Here is a 17946-nt window from a genome sequence, read left to right as displayed (position 1 = left end):
GGCAGCGGCTTGACGATGCCGGGGGCGGCGCGTGGGGTCGGCGCCGCGGTCGCGGGCGGGGCCGTGGCGACCTGGGCGGCCACGGGGGAGGCGGCGAGCAGCTTCAGCAGGGAACGACGGGCAGGGGTCATCGCAGGACTCCTCGGAGGAGGGGAGGAACGGCGGGCCGGGAACGACGCGGGATACGCGGGCGCGGGCGTCAGCGACAACAACTGCTGCGGCGCGGCGAAAGGCGTGACAGGACAGCCATGCCGGAATCCTAGGACACCACCTGGCGTCGCGTCAGAGGGTCTTCGTGCTGCCGGCCGGCCGGACGGCGGACCGGTGGACGGTGACCATGGCGACGTCGTCGTCGAGCCGGGCGTGCCGGCGCAGATCGGTCCGGATGGCGCCGAGCAGTGTGGCCGGGGGGTGGTGGGCCCGCTGGGCGACGCGTTCGGCGAGCGGATAGAACTCGCCGGCACCGTCACGGGCCTCGGCGAGGCCGTCGGTGTAGAGCAGCAGGGTGTCGCCCGGTTCCATCCGGTGACTGTCGACGTGCACGGCGTCGGTGCCCAGACCCAGCAGCCCGATCGGCAGCGCGGGCTTCGAGGACGGCAGCTCCCGCGCCGCCCCGTCGTGGAGCAGGAACGGCGCTGGGTGACCACAGTTGACCAGCCGGACCTCATCGCTCTCGCCCCCCTCGCCGCCGACCTCGACCACGATCGCGGTCACGAAGGACTCCCGCATCCGCTGCCCCATCTCGGGTTCCTGTGTGAAATCGCCACGCTGCAGCGCCATGTCCCCGGCGAGTACCAGTTCGCGGCGCACGGCGTCGTCCAGGAAGGCCGGCAGATCGTGCAGGGCGACACCTTCCCAGGCGGCCAGGCGGAAGGCGCTCAGCGTGAACAGCACGACCTCAAGGGTCGACAGACCTTTTCCCTGGACGTCCCCGACGATCACCCGTGGTCGCCCGTCGACAATCGCGCAGGCGTACAGGTCGCCGCCGAGTGTGGACTCCGCGTCGGCCGCCAGATACATCGACGAGAGCTCCACCGGGCCGAGTCTCGATGGCAGCGGACGCAACAGCGTCTGCTGTGTCTGAACAGTCACCCGGCGTGACTGGGCGAGCTGGCGGGCCCGTTTCTCCCGCACCGCCGCCGCGCCCACCGCGGCCACGCAGATGACGACCGCCGTCGAGATGGCGATCGGTGCGTCCATCCAGTTCAGGCGATGGTTCTCGGCGAGGGACGTGACGTACGCGGGCAGCATCGCCCCGCAGATCACGAGCACCGCCCGAGGACCGGCGAACACAGCGGCCAGAGCCGGCATCGCCAGCATCAGGCCCCCGAGCCGGACCCTGGACCCGCCGAACGCGTCGGCGATCAGGAGCAGCGCGAGGATCGCGACCGCCAGACCCACCATGGCCTGCGGTCCGCGCCACAGAGCTTTGGGGTCGCGCCTCCGCGCGTCGACGGACGGCATGTCTTCACGGTACTGCGAAGCCGCCCGCCCGGCGCCTCGGCGAAGGGCCTCCGGCGGCCTCCGGCGGCCCCCGCCGGACCCGCCGGACCGCTCAGGATCGCGCCGGATCTATCCTCGGCAGGAATCGAACCCCTGGTCGAACGGAACGGAGTCGGGATGCGCTACATCATCATCGGGGCGGGTGCCGTCGGCGGCAGCATCGGCGGCCGGCTCGCCGAGTCCGGCCACGACGTCGTCCTCGTCGCACGCGGCGCGCACCACGCGGCGCTCCGTGACCACGGCCTGCGGCTCACCACACCCGAGGGCACCCGGGTGCACCGCCCGCCGGTGGTGGAGCGGCCCGACGAACTCGAACTGCGCCCGGACGACGTCCTGTTGCTCTCCGTGAAGACGCAGGACAGCACCGCGGCCCTGGACGCCTGGTCCGCCCGGCCCGTCGCCGGCGGCGGGAGCGCCGGCGAGCGGCTTCCGCTGGTCTGCGCGCAGAACGGGGTGGAGAGCGAACGGATCGCCCTGCGCCGCTTCCGCCACGTGTACGCCATGTGCGTCTGGCTGCCCGCCACCCACGTCGAGCCGGGCGTCGTCTCCGCCGGCTGCACCCCGTACACCGGCACCCTGCACATCGGCCGCTACCCGTCCGGCACGGACGCCACCGCCGCCCGGATCGCCGCCGACCTGGAGAAGTCCCGGCTGCTGGCGCCGGTCGTGCCGGACCCGATGCGCTGGAAGTACGGCAAGCTGCTCGCCAACCTCGCCAACGCGGTGGAGGCGGTCTCCGGCCGTCTCGTCAGCGACGAGGCCCGCGACCTCGCCGCCCGCGCGCGGGCCGAGGGCCGCGCGGTGCTCGCCGCCGCCGGTCACGACGCGGTGAGCGAGGCGGAGCAGGACGCGGTACGGGCGAACCTGAGCTTCGACCCGTACGCCGTACCGGAAGGCGGCAGCGGCTCGTCCTGGCAGAGCCTCAGCCGGGGCACCGGCACGATCGAGTCGGACTACCTCAACGGCGAGATGGCCCTGCTCGGCCGGCTGCACGGCGTACCGACGCCGGTCAACGAGGCCCTCCAGCGCATCGCCAACACCTTCGCCCGCGAGCGCCGCCCGGCGGGTTCGCTGCCGGCCGCCGAACTGCTGAGGATCATCGACGCCGGTGCGTGAGCAGGCGCGTACTGCCGCCGCCGTCCTCGGGAACGTCCCGTACGTGTACGTAACCGAGCCCCGCGAGCAGCGCCAGCGACGGCGCGTTCGCGGGGTCGACGGTGGCGTGGACCTCCGCCAGGGCGAGGGTGTCGTGCCCGTACGCGGTGAGCGCGGCGGCCAGTTCACGGCCGAGCCCCCGGCCCCGGGCGGCGGGCGCCAGCGCGTAGACGACCTCGTGGCCGTCCAGCCACGGTTCGGGCGACGGCTTGATCTCGGCGTGCCCCACGTACCCGCCGTCGTGCCGTACGGCCCACACGTCGAACCGGTTCGCGGGATACACCTCGCTGAAGACCCGCCCGAACAGCGCGCGGTCGGCGGCCTCGCTCTGCGGACCGTCGCCCATCCAGCGCGAGACGCGGGTGTCCTGGAAGAGCGCGACGAAGTCGTCCTCGTCGGCGCGGACGTACGGGGACAGGGCGAGGCGCTCGGTACGCAGGTCGGGGGTCACGGTCCCGGAGGCTATGCGGGTCTGTCGTCTTTCTTCAAGACCGATTCCGTGTGCCGTTCCTACCGTGGCGGACATGAACAGCGACATGAACACCGTGTACCCGGCGATGCGGGAGTGTGCCTCGCAGGCCGCCCGGATCGCGACCGGCGTCCCCGCCGGCCGTCTCACGGCGCCCACACCCAGCGCGGAGTGGGACGTCCGGGCCCTGGTCAACCACCTGGTGCTGTACACCTCGCACGGCCTTGAGCACCGCGCCCGCCGCGCGGAGATGCCCGGCACGCTCACCGCCCGTGACTTCACGGCGGACGCCGACTGGCCCGAGCGGTACGGCGTCGCGCTGGAGAGCGCCGTCGCCGCCTGGGCCGAGCCCGCCGTCTGGGAGGGCGACATCGGCGAGGGCGGGGGAGCCACCCCGGCGGCCACGGTCGCCGCCCTCATGACCCTCGAAATGGCCCTGCACGGCTGGGAGTTGGCGCGGGCCACCGGGCAGGAGTTCCGGCTCTCGGAAGGGACGGCGGCGTTCGTCCTGGCCGTGGTCGATCAGTACGCCGAGATGTACCGGCAGTACGACGGCTTCGCCCGGCCCCTCCTGGTCCCCGCGAGCGCCACGACGTTCGACCGGGCACTGGCGGCGAGCGGCCGCGACCCGCGCTGGGCCGCCGGAGGCGGTGCGGACGATCAGGCCGAGTTCGCGCCCACCCGGTCCGCCACCGGGGCGACGCCCCCGGGCACGGGCTGACCGGCCCCCTGGCCTGCTCCCTGACCGGCGCCCTGGCCGGACAGCAGGCGCAGCGCGTCGGCGGAGGATTCGTCGTTGGCGGTGTAGATCTCCAACCGGTGCTCGGGGCTGTCGGGCTGGAGCCACACCTGGTAGTCGACGTCGACCCGGCCGACGGTCGGGTGGCGCAGCCGCATGGTGCCCACGGTGCAGTCGGCGACATCGCCGGAGGCCCACATCCTGGCGAAGTCGTCGCTGCGCATGACGAGTTCACCGATGAGTTCGGCCAGCTGGCGATCGGTGGGATACCGGCCCGCGGTGAACCGCAGGAAGGCCACATGGACGCGGGCGAGTTCGTCCCAGTTCCCGTGCAGGTCACGGGTGTGGGAGTCGAGGAAGAACATCCGTGGCACGGACGGCCGTCGCACGGGGTCCCGCGGCGCGTCGAAGTCGACGTGCTCCGCGGTGAGGGCGTGCCCGGCGTGGTTCCAGGCCAGCACGTCGCCCCGGCGGCCGAGGACGACGGCCGGGGTGGTCCGGTCCAGGGACTCCAGCAACGTGAGCACCCGCGGATGCGGCCGTTCGTGCTGATGCCGGACCATGCGCGGGACCGTCCGCCGGAGCGCGAGATTGTGCAGGTGGGTGGTCTCCGCCTGGTCGAGCCGGAGAATGCGGGCGAGCGCGTCGAGAACCTGCCCGGAGGCGGTCCCGGCCTGGTCCTGCTCAAGCCGGGTGTAGTAGCCGGCGCTCACCCCGGCGAGCTGGGCCAGCTCCTCGCGCCGCAGGCCCGGCACGCGGCGCGAGCCGCCGTAGGTGCGAAGACCGATGTCGGCCGGTGTGACACGGGCACGGCGGGTCTTGAGAAACGTGCCGAGGCTCTCCAGTTCCATGGCTTCGAGCGTACGGCGCCGCGACGGAGTGAGACTGTCCCTGTCGGGTGTACCCACGCGGTGGGGCTGGTTGCCCGCCCCGGGCGGTCCCACGCTCGTCCGCATGAACGAAACTCCTGACACCCACAAGCCCGGTCTGCGGGCCTGGCTCGGGCTCGCGGTGATCCTCGGCCCGGTCCTGCTGGTCGCGATGGACGGCTCCGTGCTGTTCCTGGCCATGCCGAAGGTCACCGAAGCCCTCTCGCCGACCGCCGACCAGGCGCTCTGGACGCTGGACGTCTACGGATTCGTCGTCGGCTCCCTGCTCATCACCTTCGGCACCATCGGCGACCGGTACGGCAGGCTGAAGCTGCTGATGGTCGGGGTGACGCTGTTCGGTCTCGCCTCGCTGGGCGCGGCGTTCGCGACCGGCCCGGAAGCGCTCATCGCCTTCCGGGCGCTCATGGGCCTGGCCGGGGCGACGCTGCTGCCCTCCGCGCTCGCGGTGCTCGGCGAACTCTTCGTCGACCCGCGCCGGCGGGCCCAGGCCATCGGGATCTTCGCGGCGGCCTTCGCCGCCGGGTTCGCGATCGGGCCGGCCGTCGGCGGACAGCTGCTCAGCCACTTCTGGTGGGGTTCGGTCTTCCTGGTCAACCTGCCCGTCCTCGTGCTGTTCCTCCTGCTCGCCCCGCTCCTGCTCCACGAGGTACGGGGCGCGCGGACCGGCCGTGTCGACGCCCTGAGCGTCGCGCTGTCCGTGGCCGGGCTCCTGATGAGCGTCTACTCCCTCAAGCACCTCGCCGCGGAAGGGCTGTCGGCGCTCACCGTGATCGTGGGGCTCGCCGGCGTGGCCGTCCTGGTGTGGTTCGTCCGGCGGCAACTCGGCCTTGACCATCCCCTGATCGACTTCGGCCTGTTCCGGGACCGGGTCTTCACCGTCGCGATCGTCACCGGGCTGCTGCCGCTCGCCGCGTGGTCGGCGACCGCCTACCTGTCGGGGATCTACCTCCAGTCCGTGCTGGGGATCTCCGTCCTGAGCGCCGCGCTCCACGCCATCCCCGGGGCCCTGTTCCTCACCCTCACCTGCGTCGTGACGCCCATGCTGGTCACGCGCGTCGGCAAGCGGTCGGCGCTGGTCGTCTGCCACTTCCTGATCGCCGCCGGTCTGTTCCTGCTGCTGCCCATCACATCGTCCGGGGGAGTGGGCTGGTACGTCGCGTCCACCGTCCTCGCCGGCGTCGGCTACGGCATCTCCTTCAGCCTCGTCGCCGAGACCGCTGTCGCCGCGGTTCCCGCCGAACGGGCCGGGTCCGCCGCCGCCATCGCGGAGACCAGCAACGAGATCGGCAACGCGCTGGGCATCGCGCTCCTCGGCTCGCTCTCCGTCCTCATCTTCCGCCTGCGGGGTCCCGACCTCGCCGGCACCTTCGGCGAGACGCTCGACCTGCCCGGACTCGCGCCCGCGGTGATCGACCGGACGAAGGACGCCTTCGTCACCGGTCTCCAGGCCGTCGCCCTCGTCGCCGCCGTCCTTCACCTCGCCCTCGGTCTCCTCACCCTGCGCCGGGTCCCGAAGGACCTGGACGTCGAGGAGGGCGCCGACACCCGTGCCGGTGGTTCCGTCTCCCCCGTCGGAGCTGGTTAGCCTCGGCTCCATGAGCGATCACGAACACCGCACCACCGTCGACTTCTACTTCGACCCCGCCTGTCCGTTCGCCTGGATCACCTCACGATGGATGCTGGAGGTCGAGCGGCGGCGGCCGATCGACCTGCGGTTCCACGTCATGAGCCTCTACCTGCACAACCTCGGCAACGACCTGCCCGACTGGTACCGCGACCTGGTGGACCGGTCCATCGGACCGGTCCGCGTCGCCGTCGCGGCGGCCCAGGAACGGGGGGACGGTGTCCTGCGGGATCTCTACACCGCGCTCGGGACCCGGATCCACGAGCGGAAGTACGAGAACTTCGACACGGTCGTCGCCGAGGCGCTGGCCGAGCTGGAGCTGCCCGCCGCGCTCGCCGCGGCCGCACACGACCCCGCGTACGACGAGGCCGTACGCCGGAGCCATGACGCGGGCAGGGATCCGGTCGCCGAGGCGTACGTCGGTACGCCGACCATCCATGTCGACGGGACCGTCTGGTTCGGCCCCGTCCTGCGGGCGATTCCGCGCGGCGAGGAGGCCGCGGAGTTCTTCGACAGCTTCCGGGTGCTCGCCCGCCGGCCGGACTTCTTCGAGCTGAAGCGCACCCGCACCGGCGGGCTCGACTTCAGCTGAACACCTTGACCCCGGGCGCGTCAGGCCGACAGCGCGGTCAGCTCCCTCGCGGCCCGCGCCGCCTCGTACCGCAGCACCAGCAGCCGCGCCAACTCCGGTGCGGGGCCGAGGACATCGGCCAGTACGTCCGCCCCCGCGTCGCGCGCGCCCCGCGCGATGCGGTCCGGGAGGCGGCCGGGGGCGATCACGTACGGGGCCACGGCCACCCGCCGTACCCCCCGCGCCCGCAACTCGCGCACGGCGTCCTCCGTGCGCGGCAGAGAGGCGGAGGCGAACGCGGGTCGCACGGCGCACCAACCGGTGCGACGCCACTCCCGCGCGACATGGGCGATCACCGCGATCGCCTCCGGGTCACTGGAGCCCGCCGAGGCCAGGACGACCCCGGTCGAGCCTCGGTCGCCGGGCGTGAGCCCGGCCTCGTACAGCCGCCGTTCCAGCGCGTCCGTCAGCAGCGTCGACGGACCGAGGACGTCGGCCTGCCGTACGGCGAGCCTGGGCAGCCGTGCCCGTGCCTCGCGCAGCACGGCCGGGATGTCGGACTTGGCGTGGAACGCGCGGGTCAGCAGCAGCGGCAGCGCCACCACGTCCCGTACGCCCTCCGCGTCGAGCCGCTCCAACACCCGTGGTACCGACGGGGTGTTGAAGTCCAGGAAGCCCGCCTCCACCCGTAGCCCCGGACGCAGCGCGCGCACCCGGCGCAGCAGGGCGTGCACGGTCGCGGCGTGCCGCGGGTCGCGGCTGCCGTGCGCGACGACGACCAGGACCGGCCGGCCGGGTGTACGCATGGTCCTCAGCCCCTCACCAGGAGGCCGCGGCTGCGCAGCACGCGACGCTCCAGGGGCGAGAAGAACAGCAGGTCGATGCCGATGCCGACGATCAGGATGAGGATGATCGTGGCCAGCACACCGGACATGTCGCTGTAGGTGCGGAAGTTCTCCATCAACTGGCCGAGTCCCGTACCGAGGTCCGGCGAACTCGCGATCAGCTCGGCGGCCATCAGCGACCGCCAGGAGAACGCCCAGCCCTGCTTCAGGCCCGCCAGATAGCCCGGCAGCGCCGCAGGCAGCAGCACGTGCCGGATGCCGTTGATCCCCGTCGCGCCGATGGTGCGGCCCGCCCGCAGATACAGCGGCGGGATCTGGTCGACGCCGGCCACCAGGCCGTTGGCGATGGACGGTACGGCGCCCAGCAGCACGACCGCGTAGATCGTGGCGTCGGTCAGCCCGAACCAGATGATCGCCGCGGGCACCCAGGCCACGGACGGCAGCGACTGGAGCCCGGACAGGATCGGCCCGATCGCGGCCCGTACCACCTTCACCCGGGCGACGAGCAGCCCCAGCGGCGTACCGATGGCGACGGCCACGACGAAGCCCAGCGCGCCGCGCGAGACGCTGGTCCAGATGTAGCCGAGCAGCGTGCCGTCCAGCCACATGTCCTGGATCGAGCGCCAGACGTCGAGCGGCCCCGGCAGTACGTAGTCGGGCTTGAGGTCGGACGCGGCGGCGAGCTGCCAGACGGTGATCACCAGGACGACCGCCACCAGCGGTGGTACGAGCTTGGAGAGCAGCACGCTGCCGAGCGACACCCGCTCGGCGGTCCTGGTCTCCAGCGCGTCCAGACCGGCCTCCAGGCCCGCCAGGCTCGCCAGATCGTCCTTGGACGTTTTGGTCGTCCTGGACGCCTTCGACGTCTTGGGCGCGTCGGACACCTTCGTGTCCGACGCGCCGGGCTCAGTTCTGGCCATGTCGGCGGATCTCCCCACGCAGCTCCTCGGTGATCTCCACCGACAGGTCCGCCACCGCGGCGTCCTCGATCCGGCGCGGCTGCGGGATGTCGATCCGCCACTCCCGCGCGATCCGCCCCGGCCGGGACGACATCAGCACCACGCGCTCCGCGAGCCGTACGGCCTCGCGGACGTTGTGCGTGACGAAGAGGACCGACACGTTCGTCTCGGCCCAGATCCGGGTCAGCTCCTCGTGCAGCACGTCGCGCGTGATGGCGTCCAGCGCCGCGAACGGCTCGTCCATCAGCAGCAGTTGGCTGTCCTGCGCCAGCGCGCGGGCCAGCGCGACCCGCTGGCGCATACCGCCGGACAGCTCGTGCACCCGCTTGCCGTACGCGCCCTTCAGCCGTACGAGTTCGAGCAGCCGCTCGGCCTCGCCGCGCCGCTCTGCCTTGGGCATGCCCCGCATCTTCAGGGCGAGTTCGATGTTCTTGCCCGCGGTGAGCCACGGGAACAGCGCGTGCTCCTGGAACATCAGGGCCGGCCGGCCGCCGGGGACGTCGATCGTCCCCGCCGACGGCAGGTCGAGCCCGGCGACCAGATTGAGCAGGGTGGATTTTCCGCAGCCGGACGCCCCCAGCAGGGTCACGAACTCGCCGTGCGCCACCTCGACGCTGACGTCGTCCAGCACGAGCTGCTGGGCGCCGGGCCGGCCGAACGACTTGGACACATGGTCGAGACGGGTGGCGTACGGCTGTGTGTCGACCGTGGTGGGCTGCTTGACGAGTGCGGTGGCCATGAGTCACACCTCCTGGGGTACTGAGGGCGGTCCGGTTGCGGGCGGTTCAGTTCACCGCTCGGCTACTTGACGCCGAGACCGGCGTCGTCGATCGCGGGCTTGCCTTCGGCCTTCAGCACCTTGTTGAGCGGCGCCAGGTCGTAGATCCCGTCGAGCAGCGGGTCTTCGAGCAGCCCCGCCTTCACCGCGTGCTCGGACGACACGCTCAGCGTCGAGGCCAGCGGGTCGTCGGTGATGTCGACGTGTCTCCACGCCGGGTCGATCACCTCGGGCGGCAGCGCCGCCCCCGAGTCCGCCTTCAGCTTGGCGTTGGCGGCGGCCTTGGCCTCGTCCGGGTTGGCGTTGATCCAGGCGTTCGTCTTCACCGAGCCGCGCAGGACCGCCTCGACGACGTCCGGGTGCTCCTTGAGGAACTTCTGGGAGACGATCACGTTCGTGATGACGAACTTGCCGTCCTTCCACAGCTTCTTCTCGTCCAGCAGCACCGAACCGCCGCCCGCGACCAGCTTCGACGCGGTCGGCTCGGGCACCCACGCGCCGTCCAGCGAACCGGACTCGAAGGACGCGGGGATCTGCTTGTTGTCCTGCCGGATGACGGTGACGTCGCCCTTGCCGGTGTTCGTGTCGACCTTCAGGCCCTTGTCCGACAGGTAGTTGAGCAGCGCCACGTCCTGCGTGTTGCCGAGCTGAGGTGTCGCGATGCGCTTGCCCTTGAGGTCGTCCAGGGACTTGATCTTCTTCGGGTTCACGACGAGCGAGACACCGCCGGAGGCCGAGCCGGAGATGATCCGCAGGTTCTGGCCCTTGGACTTCGTGAAGCCGTTGATCGAGGGGGAGGGGCCGATCCAGCCGATGTCGATCGCGCCCGCGTTGAGCGCCTCGATCTCCGACGGCCCCGCGTTGAAGACCTGCGGCTTGATCTTGGTGCCGCCCAACTCCTTCTGGATCAGGCCCTCCTGGAGGCCGACCAGCGCGGTGGCGTGCGTGATGTTGGCGAAGTAGCCGATCTTCACCTCGCCGAGGCCGCCTATCTTCTCGCCCTCGGCGGCGGGGGCGACCTTGTCGTCCTCGGCGTCGCTCTCGGAGCCGTAACCACAGGCGCCGAGCACCACGGCGAGCAGCGGGAGGGCCGCGACCGCGGCGAGGGTACGTCGGCGGCTCCGGGCAGTACGGGTGGCTGGCACGGGAGGGGTTCCTCTCGTCGGCCCGTGCTCACGTCCCTCGGTGACGAGGCGGCGTGGCCGGGCGGTCGGCAGTGTCGGAAGGTCTTCGGCGGTGCGGGTACGGCGGGTGTGGCAACGCGGTGCCACGGCTTCTCCGGGCGCGCAGGCGGTGCGCGTACGTCAGCGCGCACATCGCGCCACCCCGCCGGTCCCCGCGCCGAGGGCGCCGCTGCCGACCCGGCCGCCCTCCTTCGCGAACGTCGCGTACATGTCCATGGGTGCGCCGGCCATCAGAAGTCCCAGCCTTCGTCGTCGGCGGGGCCCGCCGCCGGGCCGGGCGACGGTTCGGCGGCGAACGAGTCGCCCGCCATCCCGGCCGCGAGCGTGGTGCCGTCGGCCGGGTCGATCAGGAGGAACGAGCCGGTACGGCGCGAGTCGCGGTACGCGTCGAGCGCCAGCGGCTCGGCCGTACGGATCACCACCCGGCCGATGTCGTTGGCGACGAGCTGCCCCGGCGCCGGGTGCTGGGACAGGTCGTCCAGCGTGAGCCGGGACGGGATGTCCTTCACGATGGCCTTCACCGTGCGCGTCGTGTGCTTCAGCAGCACCCGCCGCCCGACGGTCAGCGGCTGGTCGGCTACATGGCAGACGGTCGCCTCGACGTCCTGGGTGATGGCGGGGAGACCGGAGCTGGGCGCGATCAGATCGCCGCGCGAGACGTCCACGTCGTCGCTGAGCCGGATCGTCACCGACTGCGGCGCCCACGCGATGTCGACGCTCTCGCCGAGCGCGTCGATGCCCTCGATGGTGCTGGTGCGGCCCGACGGCAGTACGGTCACGGCCTCGCCGACGCGCAGCACGCCGGAGGCGATCTGGCCCGCGTAGCCCCGGTAGTCGGGGTGCTCGGCGCTCTGCGGCCTGATCACGTACTGGACGGGGAAACGGGCCGGGCAGCCGGACAGGTCGTGGCTGACGGCCACGGTCTCCAGGTGCTCCAGCACGGTCGGTCCGCCGTACCAGTCCATGTGCCCCGAAGGCTCCACCACGTTGTCCCCGGCGAGCGCGGAGATCGGGATCGCGGTCACCTCGGGGACGCCGAGCGAGGCGGCGTACGCGGTGAACTCCTCGGCGATGGCGGCGAACACCGGCTCCGCGTACGCCACGAGGTCCATCTTGTTGACGGCGAGCACCACGTGCGGGACCCGCAGCAGGGCCGCGACCGCCGCGTGCCGCCGGGTCTGCTCGACGACCCCGTTGCGGGCGTCGACCAGCACGACGGCCAGCTCGGCGGTGGACGCGCCGGTCACCATGTTCCGCGTGTACTGCACATGCCCGGGGGTGTCGGCGAGGATGAACCGGCGCCGGGGCGTGGCGAAGTAGCGGTAGGCGACATCGATGGTGATGCCCTGCTCGCGCTCGGCGCGCAGCCCGTCGGTGAGCAGCGCCAGGTCGGGGGTGTCCTGGCCACGGCCCAGCGAGGCACGCTCGACGGCCTCCAACTGGTCGGTGAGGACGGACTTCGAGTCGTGCAGCAGCCGCCCCACCAGGGTGGACTTGCCGTCGTCGACGGATCCGGCGGTGGCGAAGCGCAGCAGGGTGGTGGCGGACAGCTGGTCGGTCAGCTGCTCGGCGGCCGGGTGCCCGGTGGTCGTCATCGTTAGAAGTACCCTTCGCGCTTGCGGTCTTCCATGGCGGCCTCGGACATCTTGTCGTCGGCGCGGGAGGCGCCGCGCTCGGTGAGGCGGGAGGCGGTGATCTCCGTGATGACGGCGTCCAGCGTGGTGGCCGCGGAGTCGACGGCGCCCGTGCAGGACATGTCGCCGACGGTGCGGTAGCGCACCTGCCGGGTCTCGGTGGGTTCGCCGTCCTTGGGGCCGCCCCAGTCGCCGGCCGTCAGCCACATGCCGTGCCGGTTGAAGACCTCGCGCTCGTGCGCGAAGTAGATCTCGGGCAGTTCGATGCCCTCGCGGGCGATGTACTGCCACACGTCCAGCTCGGTCCAGTTGGAGAGCGGGAAGACCCGCACGTGCTCGCCCGGCGCGTGCCGGCCGTTGTAGAGCTGCCACAGCTCGGGGCGCTGCCGGCGCGGGTCCCACTGCGAGAACTCGTCGCGCAGCGAGAACACCCGCTCCTTGGCCCGTGCCTTCTCCTCGTCGCGGCGGCCACCGCCGAAGACCGCGTCGAACCGCTCGGCCTGGATCTTCTCCGTCAGCGGGAGGGTCTGGAGCGGGTTGCGGGTGCCGTCGGGGCGCTCGCGCAGGGTGCCCGCGTCGATGTACTCCTGCACGGACGCCACATGCAGGCGCAGCCCGTGCTCGGCCACCGTACGGTCGCGGTAGGCCAGCACCTCGGGGAAGTTGTGACCGGTGTCGACGTGCAGCAGCGTGAAGGGCACCGGCGCCGGGGCGAACGCCTTCAGCGCCAGGTGCAGCATGACGATGGAGTCCTTGCCGCCCGAGAAGAGGATCACCGGGCGCTCGAACTCACCCGCCACCTCACGGAAGATGTGCACACCCTCCGACTCCAGGGCGTCCAGATGACTGAGGGCGTACGGCGCCTCGCCGGCGCCCCCGGTCCCCTCGCCGCTGCCCTCACTGCCATCGGTCCCGTCGGTCACGGATGCGACGGTGGTGGTCATCAGGCCAGGCCCCTCTCGGTGAGCAGCGCGTGGAGCGCCGCCGCGGACTCCTGCACGGACTGCGTGTGTGACTCGATCCGCAGATCGGGCTCCTCGGGGGCCTCGTAGGGGTCGTCCACACCGGTGAGACCGCTGATCTCGCCGGCCGCCTGCTTCGCGTACAGGCCCTTCACGTCCCGTACGGAGCACACCTCGACCGGGGTGGCGACATGCACCTCCAGATACGCGGTGCCCTCGCTCTGGTGGCGCTTGCGCACCGCCTCGCGGCTGTCGGTGTACGGGGCGATCACCGGCACCAGCGCCTTGACGCCGTTGGAGGCGAGCAGTTCGGCGACGAACCCGATCCGCTGCACGTTGGTGTGCCGGTCCTCGCGGCTGAAACCGAGGCCCGCGGAGAGGAATTCGCGGATCTCGTCGCCGTCCAGGACCTCCACGCGGTGGCCCTCGGAGCGCAGCCGCTCCGCCAGTTCGACGGCGATGGTGGTCTTGCCCGCGCTGGGCAGCCCGGTGAGCCAGATGGTGGCGCCCTGTCCGGAAGTGCCCGCCGTGGCCGTCGTGTTCGCGCTCGCGCTCATCAGTGCAACCCGCATTCGGTCTTGGAGTTGCCCGCCCAGCGGCCGGCGCGGGCGTCCTCGCCCGCCAGCACACGGCGGGTGCAGGGCGCGCAGCCCACGGAGGCGTAACCGTCCGTCAACAGCGGGTTGGTGAGGACACCGTACTCGGCGGCGTACGCCTCCACGTCCTCCTGTGTCCAGCGGGCGATCGGGGAGACCTTGACCTTGCCGCGCCTGGCGTCCCAGCCGACGACGGGGGTGTTCGCACGGGTCGGCGACTCGTCGCGGCGCAGCCCCGTCGCCCACGCGTCGTACGCCGTCAGACCCTCTTCGAGGGGCTTGACCTTGCGCAGGGCGCAGCACAGGTCGGGGTCGCGGTCGTGCAGCCTCGGGCCGTGCTCGGCGTCCTGTTCGGCGACCGTCGCGCGCGGGGTGAGCGTGATGACGTTGACGTCCATCACGGCGGCGACGGCGTCGCGGGTGCCGATCGTCTCGGGGAAGTGGTAGCCGGTGTCGAGGAACACGACGTCGACGCCGGGCAGGGCGCGGGAGGCGAGGTGGGCGACCACCGCGTCCTCCATGGAGGAGGTGACGCAGAAGCGGGCGCCGAAGGTGCTGGTGGCCCAGGTGAGGATCTCCAGGGCGGAGGCGTCCTCGAGGTCGCGGCCCGCCTGTTCGGCGAGTGCCTTGAGCGCGGCGGCCTTCCGGTCGTCGGTCTCCGTGAGAGTGCTCATATCCGTTCCTCTCCGTCGTCCGTCGTCAGCCCACGGGTCAGCAGCCCGAGGAACTTCAGCTGGAAGGCCCGGTTGCACGCGGCGCATTCCCAGGCACCGTGACCCTGCTCGTTGGGGCGCAGATCCTCGTCGCCGCAGTAGGGGCAGTAGAAGGGGGCGGCGCGCTCGCTCATGACAGCGCCTCCTCGGAGGCGCGGGCCGCCCAGGTGGCGAAACGCTCGTCGGTCTCGCGCTCCTTGCTGAAACGCGTGAGCACCCGCTCGACGTAGTCGGGGAGTTCGGCGGCGGTGACCTTCAGACCGCGGACCTTGCGGCCGAACGCGGGCTCCAGACCGAGCGCGCCACCGAGGTGCACCTGGTAGCCCTCGACCTGGTTGCCGTCGCCGTCCAGCATCAACTGGCCCTTGAGACCGATGTCCGCGACCTGGATACGGGCGCAGGCGTTGGGGCAGCCGTTGACGTTGATGGTGATCGGCTGGTCGAAGTCGGGGATACGGTGCTCCAGTTCGTCGATCAGGGAGGCGCCGCGCGCCTTCGTCTCGACGATCGCCAGCTTGCAGAACTCGATACCGGTGCAGGCCATCGTGCCGCGCCGGAACGGGGACGGCTTGACGCGCAGATCGAGCGACTCCAGGCCCGCGACGAGCGAGTCGACCTGGTCCTCGGCCACGTCGAGCACGATCATCTTCTGCTCGACGGTGGTCCGCACCCGGCCGGAGCCGTGCTCCTCGGCGAGGTCGGCGATCTTCTTCAGGGTCGGACCGTCCACCCGGCCGACGCGCGGCGCGAAGCCGACGTAGCGGCGGCCGTCCTTCTGCCGGTGCACGCCGACGTGGTCGCGCCACTCCTCGACGGGCCGCTCCGGCGCGGGGCCGTCGACGAGCGCGCGCTTCAGATACTCGTCCTGGAGGATCTGGCGGAACTTCTCCGTGCCCCAGTCGGCGAGGAGGAACTTCAGCCGGGCACGGGTACGCAGCCGGCGGTAGCCGTAGTCGCGGAAGATCCCGATCACCCCGGCCCACACGTCGGGGACCTCGTCCAACGGGACCCAGGCGCCCAGCCGTTGGCCGATCTTGGGGTTGGTCGACAGACCGCCGCCGACCCACAGGTCGAAGCCGGGGCCGTGCTCGGGGTGCTCGACACCGACGAACGCGATGTCGTTGATCTCGTGCGCGACATCGAGGAGCGGCGATCCTGAGATGGCCGTCTTGAATTTACGCGGGAGGTTCGAGAACTCCTTGGTGCCGATGAACCGGGCGTTGATCTCGTCGATGGCCGGGGTGCCGTCGATGATCTCGTTCTCGGCGACCCCGGCGACCGGGGAGCCGAGGATCACGCGGGGCGTGTCACCGCAGGCCTCGGTGGTCGACAGACCGACGGCCTCCAGGCGCCGCCAGATCTCCGGGACGTCCTCGATCCGGATCCAGTGCAGCTGGATGTTCTGCCGGTCGGTGATGTCGGCGGTGTCCCGGCCGAACTCGTGCGAGATCTGGCCGATGACGCGCAGCTGCTCCGTGGTCAGCCGGCCGCCGTCGATCCGGACCCGCAGCATGAAGTACTTGTCGTCCAGCTCCTCCGGCTCCAGGATCGCGGTCTTGCCGCCGTCGATCCCGGGCTTGCGCTGGGTGTACAGACCCCACCAGCGCATCCGTCCGCGCAGGTCGGCGGGGTCGATGGAGTCGAATCCGGCCTTGGAGTAGATCGTCTCAATGCGTGTCCGCACATTGAGACCGTCGTCGTCCTTCTTGGTCTGCTCGTTGGCGTTGAGGGGCGTGAAGTGCCCCACCGCCCACTGACCCTCGCCGCGGTGACGGCTCACCTTGCGGCGGGGCGTGGCGGCGGCTGGCTTCTCAGGGGTGGCGGCCATGGCGGCATACGTCCTTCGGGACTACGGAGACGGCTCTGAACTGCACACGTGGCTACGGGCGCAGCGGTGCGCAGCGGGATTCGAGCGAAGAGGGGAACGGGTGGCGCGGGTGGCGCGTGACGGGGGCTGTGCTGGTCAGCTCGCCCGACAGATGGCGCTGGACATGCGGCAGAGATCGACGTGCCGCCGACTCACCAAGGCAATTCCAGCTGTAGACATGGAGGGAAGCCTGGCACGCGGATCTGAGGACAGTCCACCACGATCCACGATGTGGACGAGACTGTCCCGCTATGCGAGATCCGGTGTCGGGGCGGCGGTCGGGTGGACGGATTCGGCGGTCGCACGGGCCCCGGCCCACGGGCCCGGCGACGTCACGTCCGGCTCCTCGGCCACCTTCGTGTCGAAGAGCGTGAACCCGCGCCGCAGATAGTTGTCCATCGCGTGCTCGCCGTCCTTGGAGCAGGTGTGCAGCCAGACCCGCTTCGTCGGCGTCCGGCCGGGCCGCCGCTCCGCCATGTCCCAGGCGCGTGCCACCACGTACGACAGCAGATGCCCGCCGATCCGGCGGCCCCGGAAGGCCGGGATGAGCCCGAAGTACACGATCTCGACCGTGCCGTCCTCCTGGGCCTCCAGCTCCACGTATCCGGCCGGGGTGCCCTTCTCGTACGCCACCCAGGTCTCCACGCCCGGCCGGGCGACGGCCTCGTGCCACTCCTCGTACGACCACGCGAGCCGGTCGGTCCAGCGGATGTCACCGCCGACGGCGGTGTAGAGGAACCGGCTGAACTCGGCCGACGGGACCTCCGACCGCACGATCCGCACATCGCCGCCGGGCTCGGTGGCCGGCCGCAGATCGGCCGGGGAGGTCTGTTCCAGGGACCAGGTGGTCACAGTGATGCTCATGGTCGTCAGGGAATCACGCGGCCCCGCACCCGCCAAACCGTGCCGCCCGGCACCGGGCGGACACGTGTTCCGCCGGTACGTTCCGCCCGCCGCCTTCCGCCGTGTCGCCCCCGGCGCTCGGGATCTAGCCGCGCACCCGCCCGGCCGCCACCGCGGGCGCCGTCGAGTGCGGCAGCAGGTCCGCCGGGTGTTCCGGCCGTACGACCGCCACCTCGACCTCCTCGCTGAAGCGGTACGGCCGGTGGGCCAGCACCCCCGCCAGATGACGGCGCACCCGCGACATCTCCGCCCGCACCGTGCCCGTACGCGTCGGGTCCCCGAAGACGTCGGCCGCCAGCTCCGCCGCGCTCCGCCCCTCCCGGTGCAGGGCCAGGACGTACAGCAGCTCCGCGTGGCGCGGCGTCAGCTCCTGCGCCCAGCTGCCCGCCGCCCCGGAGACCGTCACGGACCAGCGACGGGGCCGGCTCAGATCCAGTACGACCCTGCTCGGCGCGTCCGGCGGCGCCTCCTCCTCCACGGTCAGCAGCCAGCCGCCGGGCAGCGGCTCCACGGTGCACATGCCGAGCGACGGCAGCCAGAGCCGCCCCGGCCGT

General features: G+C 71.7%; 20 protein-coding genes. 4 read left to right on the top strand and 16 right to left on the bottom strand.

All coding sequences use genetic code 11. From position 1 onward, the window contains the following. Positions 1-282: 282 nt before the first annotated feature. Complete coding sequence (locus BHU15_RS29555; protein WP_079128457.1) at positions 283-1464, bottom strand: PP2C family protein-serine/threonine phosphatase; 1182 nt, start codon at positions 1462-1464, stop codon at positions 283-285. Positions 1465-1620: 156 nt separating this feature from the next. Here BHU15_RS29555 and BHU15_RS29550 point away from each other — a divergent pair, with 156 nt between their 5' ends. Further along, complete coding sequence (locus tag BHU15_RS29550; protein ID WP_069629959.1) at positions 1621-2619, top strand: ketopantoate reductase family protein; 999 nt, start codon at positions 1621-1623, stop codon at positions 2617-2619. Here BHU15_RS29550 and BHU15_RS29545 read toward each other — a convergent pair. Then, complete coding sequence (locus tag BHU15_RS29545) at positions 2600-3109, bottom strand: GNAT family N-acetyltransferase (RefSeq protein WP_069629958.1); 510 nt, start codon at positions 3107-3109, stop codon at positions 2600-2602. The genes BHU15_RS29550 and BHU15_RS29545 overlap by 20 nt on opposite strands. A 73-nt stretch (positions 3110-3182) precedes the next feature. On the opposite strand from BHU15_RS29545, the gene BHU15_RS29540 reads away from it, so the two are divergent. Beyond that, positions 3183-3848 carry a TIGR03086 family metal-binding protein gene (locus BHU15_RS29540; RefSeq protein WP_079128455.1) on the top strand — a complete coding sequence of 222 codons (666 nt, stop codon included), beginning with the start codon at positions 3183-3185 and terminating at the stop codon, positions 3846-3848. Here BHU15_RS29540 and BHU15_RS29535 read toward each other — a convergent pair. Beyond that, complete coding sequence (locus tag BHU15_RS29535) at positions 3788-4717, bottom strand: helix-turn-helix transcriptional regulator (RefSeq protein ID WP_069629961.1); 930 nt, start codon at positions 4715-4717, stop codon at positions 3788-3790. The two genes, BHU15_RS29540 and BHU15_RS29535, sit on opposite strands and share 61 nt — an antisense overlap. 103 nt (positions 4718-4820) lie before the next feature. On the opposite strand from BHU15_RS29535, the gene BHU15_RS29530 reads away from it, so the two are divergent. Together BHU15_RS29530 and BHU15_RS29525 are read left to right on the top strand one after the other, a co-directional pair. Continuing rightward, complete coding sequence (locus BHU15_RS29530; protein WP_069629956.1) at positions 4821-6341, top strand: MFS transporter; 1521 nt, start codon at positions 4821-4823, stop codon at positions 6339-6341. Positions 6342-6351: 10 nt separating this feature from the next. After that, entirely contained in the window at positions 6352-6972 is a 621-nt protein-coding gene (locus BHU15_RS29525; protein ID WP_069629955.1) for a mycothiol-dependent nitroreductase Rv2466c family protein, read from the top strand. Positions 6973-6992: 20 nt separating this feature from the next. On the opposite strand, the gene BHU15_RS29520 is transcribed toward BHU15_RS29525, so the two are convergent. The 13 genes from BHU15_RS29520 to BHU15_RS29470 all read right to left on the bottom strand — a co-directional run. Then, positions 6993-7757, bottom strand: coding sequence for a sirohydrochlorin chelatase (locus tag BHU15_RS29520; protein ID WP_069629954.1), 765 nt, complete (start codon positions 7755-7757; stop codon positions 6993-6995). A gap of 5 nt (positions 7758-7762) precedes the next feature. Beyond that, the gene (locus BHU15_RS29515; protein ID WP_069629953.1) at positions 7763-8716 is read right to left on the bottom strand and encodes an ABC transporter permease; all 954 of its coding nucleotides are present in this window, start codon (positions 8714-8716) and stop codon (positions 7763-7765) included. Further along, a complete protein-coding gene (locus BHU15_RS29510; protein WP_069629952.1) occupies positions 8703-9494 on the bottom strand; it encodes an ABC transporter ATP-binding protein in 792 nt (263 codons plus the stop codon). Before BHU15_RS29510 ends, BHU15_RS29515 begins: the two co-directional genes overlap by 14 nt. 62 nt (positions 9495-9556) lie before the next feature. Next, entirely contained in the window at positions 9557-10678 is a 1122-nt protein-coding gene (locus BHU15_RS29505; RefSeq protein ID WP_069629951.1) for an ABC transporter substrate-binding protein, read from the bottom strand. Between the two features lie 269 nt (positions 10679-10947). Then, the gene (locus tag BHU15_RS29500) at positions 10948-12312 is read right to left on the bottom strand and encodes a sulfate adenylyltransferase subunit 1 (RefSeq protein ID WP_069629950.1); all 1365 of its coding nucleotides are present in this window, start codon (positions 12310-12312) and stop codon (positions 10948-10950) included. A gap of 2 nt (positions 12313-12314) precedes the next feature. Next, positions 12315-13295 (bottom strand): sulfate adenylyltransferase subunit CysD, encoded by a 981-nt coding sequence (cysD, locus tag BHU15_RS29495; protein WP_023537833.1) that lies wholly within the window; start codon positions 13293-13295, stop codon positions 12315-12317. Next, a complete protein-coding gene (gene cysC / locus BHU15_RS29490) occupies positions 13295-13870 on the bottom strand; it encodes an adenylyl-sulfate kinase (RefSeq protein ID WP_069629949.1) in 576 nt (191 codons plus the stop codon). Before cysC ends, cysD begins: the two co-directional genes overlap by 1 nt. Next, entirely contained in the window at positions 13870-14583 is a 714-nt protein-coding gene (locus tag BHU15_RS29485) for a phosphoadenylyl-sulfate reductase (RefSeq protein WP_069629948.1), read from the bottom strand. The genes cysC and BHU15_RS29485 overlap by 1 nt, the downstream gene beginning before the upstream one ends. Next, the gene (locus tag BHU15_RS40445; protein WP_023537830.1) at positions 14580-14756 is read right to left on the bottom strand and encodes a hypothetical protein; all 177 of its coding nucleotides are present in this window, start codon (positions 14754-14756) and stop codon (positions 14580-14582) included. The genes BHU15_RS29485 and BHU15_RS40445 overlap by 4 nt, the downstream gene beginning before the upstream one ends. After that, positions 14753-16450: a nitrite/sulfite reductase gene (locus BHU15_RS29480; protein WP_069629947.1), complete on the bottom strand. Its 1698-nt coding sequence runs from the start codon at positions 16448-16450 to the stop codon at positions 14753-14755. Before BHU15_RS29480 ends, BHU15_RS40445 begins: the two co-directional genes overlap by 4 nt. A gap of 135 nt (positions 16451-16585) precedes the next feature. Beyond that, entirely contained in the window at positions 16586-16669 is an 84-nt protein-coding gene (locus tag BHU15_RS42205) for a putative leader peptide (RefSeq protein WP_329082446.1), read from the bottom strand. 69 nt (positions 16670-16738) lie between these two features. After that, positions 16739-17353 (bottom strand): GNAT family N-acetyltransferase, encoded by a 615-nt coding sequence (locus BHU15_RS29475; protein WP_069629946.1) that lies wholly within the window; start codon positions 17351-17353, stop codon positions 16739-16741. 124 nt (positions 17354-17477) lie between these two features. Then, the coding region (locus BHU15_RS29470; protein WP_141726902.1) for a helix-turn-helix domain-containing protein at positions 17478-17946 on the bottom strand (469 nt) is incomplete at its 5' end.

The organism is Streptomyces niveus, assembly GCF_001723055.1.
GTDB classification, from domain to species: domain Bacteria; phylum Actinomycetota; class Actinomycetes; order Streptomycetales; family Streptomycetaceae; genus Streptomyces; species Streptomyces niveus.
Note: the sequence above shows the minus strand (reverse complement) of the source record. Positions and strands in the feature narration are given on the sequence as shown.

What these genes read in the sequence shown, in the direction of transcription:
- BHU15_RS29555 (WP_079128457.1), bottom strand. Translation starts at nt 1,464, where the DNA reads ATGCCGTCCGTCGACGCGCGGAGGCGCGACCCCAAAGCTCTGTGGCGC.
- BHU15_RS29550 (WP_069629959.1), top strand. Translation starts at nt 1,621, where the DNA reads ATGCGCTACATCATCATCGGGGCGGGTGCCGTCGGCGGCAGCATCGGC.
- BHU15_RS29540 (WP_079128455.1), top strand. Translation starts at nt 3,183, where the DNA reads ATGAACAGCGACATGAACACCGTGTACCCGGCGATGCGGGAGTGTGCC.
- BHU15_RS29535 (WP_069629961.1), bottom strand. Translation starts at nt 4,717, where the DNA reads ATGGAACTGGAGAGCCTCGGCACGTTTCTCAAGACCCGCCGTGCCCGT.
- BHU15_RS29530 (WP_069629956.1), top strand. Translation starts at nt 4,821, where the DNA reads ATGAACGAAACTCCTGACACCCACAAGCCCGGTCTGCGGGCCTGGCTC.
- BHU15_RS29525 (WP_069629955.1), top strand. Translation starts at nt 6,352, where the DNA reads ATGAGCGATCACGAACACCGCACCACCGTCGACTTCTACTTCGACCCC.
- BHU15_RS29520 (WP_069629954.1), bottom strand. Translation starts at nt 7,757, where the DNA reads ATGCGTACACCCGGCCGGCCGGTCCTGGTCGTCGTCGCGCACGGCAGC.
- BHU15_RS29515 (WP_069629953.1), bottom strand. Translation starts at nt 8,716, where the DNA reads ATGGCCAGAACTGAGCCCGGCGCGTCGGACACGAAGGTGTCCGACGCG.
- BHU15_RS29510 (WP_069629952.1), bottom strand. Translation starts at nt 9,494, where the DNA reads ATGGCCACCGCACTCGTCAAGCAGCCCACCACGGTCGACACACAGCCG.
- BHU15_RS29500 (WP_069629950.1), bottom strand. Translation starts at nt 12,312, where the DNA reads ATGACGACCACCGGGCACCCGGCCGCCGAGCAGCTGACCGACCAGCTG.
- cysD (WP_023537833.1), bottom strand. Translation starts at nt 13,295, where the DNA reads ATGACCACCACCGTCGCATCCGTGACCGACGGGACCGATGGCAGTGAG.
- cysC (WP_069629949.1), bottom strand. Translation starts at nt 13,870, where the DNA reads ATGAGCGCGAGCGCGAACACGACGGCCACGGCGGGCACTTCCGGACAG.
- BHU15_RS29485 (WP_069629948.1), bottom strand. Translation starts at nt 14,583, where the DNA reads ATGAGCACTCTCACGGAGACCGACGACCGGAAGGCCGCCGCGCTCAAG.
- BHU15_RS40445 (WP_023537830.1), bottom strand. Translation starts at nt 14,756, where the DNA reads ATGAGCGAGCGCGCCGCCCCCTTCTACTGCCCCTACTGCGGCGACGAG.
- BHU15_RS29480 (WP_069629947.1), bottom strand. Translation starts at nt 16,450, where the DNA reads ATGGCCGCCACCCCTGAGAAGCCAGCCGCCGCCACGCCCCGCCGCAAG.
- BHU15_RS42205 (WP_329082446.1), bottom strand. Translation starts at nt 16,669, where the DNA reads ATGTCTACAGCTGGAATTGCCTTGGTGAGTCGGCGGCACGTCGATCTC.
- BHU15_RS29475 (WP_069629946.1), bottom strand. Translation starts at nt 17,353, where the DNA reads ATGAGCATCACTGTGACCACCTGGTCCCTGGAACAGACCTCCCCGGCC.